Source organism: Inquilinus limosus, assembly GCF_002195995.1.
Classification (GTDB): domain Bacteria; phylum Pseudomonadota; class Alphaproteobacteria; order DSM-16000; family Inquilinaceae; genus Inquilinus; species Inquilinus limosus_C.
The window spans coordinates 1-3,436 of the sequence record NZ_NHON01000198.1 but is presented as its reverse complement, the minus strand read 5'-3'; the positions used below and the strand labels follow the sequence as shown (position 1 = coordinate 3,436).

General features: G+C 74.5%; 4 protein-coding genes. All 4 read right to left on the bottom strand.

The annotated features are described in order from the left end of the window. Nucleotides 1-2: 2 nt before the first annotated feature. Entirely contained in the window at nucleotides 3-1,559 is a 1,557-nt protein-coding gene (locus BWR60_RS35815; RefSeq protein WP_088158095.1) for an AMP-binding protein, read from the bottom strand. Continuing rightward, the gene (locus BWR60_RS35810; RefSeq protein WP_088158093.1) at nucleotides 1,552-2,070 is read right to left on the bottom strand and encodes a (2Fe-2S)-binding protein; all 519 of its coding nucleotides are present in this window, start codon (nucleotides 2,068-2,070) and stop codon (nucleotides 1,552-1,554) included. The genes BWR60_RS35815 and BWR60_RS35810 overlap by 8 nt, the downstream gene beginning before the upstream one ends. Then, complete coding sequence (locus BWR60_RS35805) at nucleotides 2,058-2,885, bottom strand: FAD binding domain-containing protein (RefSeq protein WP_088158091.1); 828 nt, start codon at nucleotides 2,883-2,885, stop codon at nucleotides 2,058-2,060. The genes BWR60_RS35810 and BWR60_RS35805 overlap by 13 nt, the downstream gene beginning before the upstream one ends. Then, the coding region (locus BWR60_RS35800) for an SRPBCC family protein (RefSeq protein WP_144445880.1) at nucleotides 2,882-3,436 on the bottom strand (555 nt) is incomplete at its 5' end. The genes BWR60_RS35800 and BWR60_RS35805, both read right to left, overlap by 4 nt.

Sequence of the window (3,436 nt, the reverse complement as noted above, 5' to 3'; positions counted from 1 at the left end):
GGTCAGGGGGCGGCGGGCGCGGCCCGCTCGGGCTCGTATTCGCCGGCGACGAGCTTGCGGCGCAGCAGCTTGCCGACCGGGGATTTCGGGATGTCGTCGACGAAGACGAAGCGGCGCGGCCGCTTGAAGTTGGCGAGGCCGGAGGTGCGGCAGAACCGGTCCAACTCCTCCGCCGCCACCGCCGTCCGGCGCTTGACGAAGGCGGCGACGATCCGGCCCCATTTCTCGTCCGGCAGGCCGACCACGGCCACCTCCGACACCGCCGGATGCAGGGACAGGCAGCTCTCGATCTCGACCGGCGAGACGTTCTCGCCGCCGGTGATGATCATGTCGTCGACCCGGCCGGTCACGAACAGGTCGCCATCGGCGTCGAACAGGCCGGTGTCGCCGGTGAAATACCAGCCGTCGCGCAGCGCCTTGGCGTCCGCGTCCGGGCGGCGCCAATAGCCCTCGAAGGCCTCGTCGCCGGCCAGCAGGGCGATGATCTCGCCCTCCTCGCCGGGCACCGCGAGATCGGCGGGCGAGGCGGCGCCCAGCCGCACCACGCGCACCATCTGGTTCAGCCCGGCGCGGCCGGCGGAGCCGGGCTTCGCCACCGCCGCCTGGTCGATGGTGCAGGTGTAGACCTCCGACGACCCGTAATGATTGACGAACAGCTCGGGCCGGAACGCCTCGTCCAGCGTCCGCAGCAGGCCGTCGGTCATCGACGCGCCGGCGAAGCCGAGCTTGCGCACGCTGGAGATGTCGGTGGCGTCGAAGCGCGGATGGTGCACCACGTCGTGATACAGGGTGGGGACGAGGTACAGCGTCGTCACCCGCTCCCGCTCGATCAGGGCCAGGGCCTTTTCAGGGTCGTAGCGCGGCAGGCAGACGAAGGTGCCGCCGATCGCGGCCATGGCCAGCAGCGAGCGCACGCCCATGGTGTGGTACAGCGGCATGACGCCCAGCGTCACCTCGCCCCGCCGGTACAGGTTCTGCGCCACATGGGCGATGCCGGCGGCGCGTTCGGCCCGGTGCCGGCGCGGCACGCCCTTGGGCCGGGAGGTGGTGCCCGAGGTGTAGAGCATGATCGACCACGCCTCCGCGTCGGCGCGTGGCCGGGCATCGGCGGCGGGCCGGGCGATCATCGCCGCGAAGGGGACCGCGGCCTCGTCGGCAGCGGCCTCCAGCGTCTCGCCGACGCGGATGCGGTGCAGGCCGGGGGCCAGCCGCGACTGCGCCACCGCGTCGGCGGAGACGTCCTGGTAGACCAGGGCCTGGGCCCCGGAGTCCTCCAGGCAGTAATCCAGCTCGTCGGCCTTGGCGCGCCAGTTGATCGGGGTGGCGATGATGCCGGCGAGCTGGCAGGCCCAGTGCAGCGTCGCCGCCTCCCACCGGTTCTGCAGCAGGGTGACCAGGTGGTCGCCCGGCCCCAGCCCGGCCCGGTCGAGCGCGGCGACGGTGGCGGAGATCGCCCCGTACCAGGCGCGGTAGGTCAGGCGCAGCGGGCCGTCGACGATGGCGGTCGCCTCCGGGTCGCGGGCCACGCTGGCGAGGAAGCTGGTGCCGAGATCAAGCATGGGCCGCGCCCTCCGGATTGCGCGCCAGCTCCGCCGCCGCCTCCAGGGCGGCGCGGAGGATCGGGGTGTAGCCGGTACAGCGGCAGAGATGGCCCGACAGCAGGTCGCGCAGGGCGGCCTCGCCGGGCTGCGGGTGGTCGCGCAGGAACGTGTCCAGCGACATCAGGATGCCGGCGGTGCAGAAGCCGCATTGCAGCGCGTGGTGGCGGCGGAAAGCGGCCTGCAGCACGCCCAGCCGGTCCGGCGCCGGGGCCAGCCCCTCGACCGTGCGCAGATCGCAGCCCTCGGCCTGCACGGCCAGGGTCAGGCAGGCGCGGGCCGGCGCGCCGTCGATGGTGATGGTGCAGGCGCCGCAGACGCCGTGCTCGCAGCCGACATGGGTGCCGGTGGCGCCGATGACGTGGCGCAGGAAATCGGACAGCAGCAGGCGCGGCTCCGCCTCTCCCGCGGCCGGCCGGCCGTTCAGGATGAAGCGGACGATATGCTTCTGCCCGGCGGTCAGGCGCGGCATCGCGCGGCCTCCTCGATCACGGCGCGGCCGATGCGCCGGACCATGTCGCGGCGGTAGCGGGCGCTGGCATGGATGTCGTCGCGGGCTTCCAGCTCATAGGCGAAGGCGTTCAGCGCGTCGTCCAGCGCCGACCCCTCCAGCAGCGGCCAGTCGCGCGCCGTCGGCCGGTCGGCGACGCCGCCGACGGTCAGGCGGATGCCGCGGCCGGAGACGACGGCGCCGCAGGCGACGATGGCGAAGTCGCCGTGCCGACGCGCGATCTCCCGGAAGGCGTGGCCCGTGCCCGGCGCGGCCAGCGGAAAGGACACGGCCTCGATCAGCTCGTCCTCGGCCCGGGCGGTGGCCATCATGCCGGTGATGAAGGCCTCGGCCGGCAGGCGGCGCCGGGCCCTGGCGCTGCGCAGATGCACCGTGCCCTGCAGCGCCACCAGGGCCAGCGGCAGCTCGGCGCTCGGGTCGGCATGGGCGACCGAGCCGCAGACGGTGCCGCGGCTGCGGGTCTGGACATGGCCGGTCCAGGGCAGGGCCAGCGCCACCAGCGGCAGCCGGCGCGACAGCCCTTCGCTCGCCAGAAGCTTTGCCTGGCGCACGCCGGCACCGACCACCAGCTCGCCCTTCGCCTCCTCGATCCGGTCCAGCGCGCCGATGCGCATGATGTCGACCAGCACCGCGGGCCGGGCCAGGCGCATGTTCAGCATGGCCATGAAGGACTGGCCGCCGGCGATCACCCGGGCGTCGCCGCCGCTCTCCGCCAGCGCCGCCAGGGCCTCGTCCAGCGTGGCGGCGCGGACATAGTCGAAGGCCGGCGGCTTCATGATTGCCGCCCCAGCAGCGCGCGCAGGCGGCCGGCCCAGAGCGACAGCAGTCCGGCCGAGGGCGCCACGCCGCCGCCGGCATGGCGCGCCAGCGCCGTGAAGAATTGGCCGATGATGACCTTGGCGGCGCCGTCCAGCAGGCGCCCGCCGATGCTGGCCACCTTGCCGCCGATCGCGGCGTCGTAGCGGTAGTCGAGGCGCGTGCCGGTGCCGTCCGGCACCAGCGTCAGCCGGCCCTCGCCGCCGCCGAAGCCCAGGCCGCCCTCGGCCCGGCCGCCCAGCGTGACCGCGTGCGGCGGGTCGAGGTCGGACAGCATGACCTCGGCCCGGTAGCGGCCCTTCACCGGCCCGATGCCGAGCGTGACCTCGGCCCGGAAATGGGTGTCCGACAGCTTCTCGACACCGTGGCAGCCGGGGATCACCGCCCCCAGGGTCGCGGGGTCCAGCAGCATGGCCCAGAGCCGCTCGGGCGCGGCGGCGACCCGGGCGCTGCCGGCGCCGTGCAGCCGGCGCTCGCCCGTCCTGGCGGCGGGGGAGGGGGCGGGCCGCCC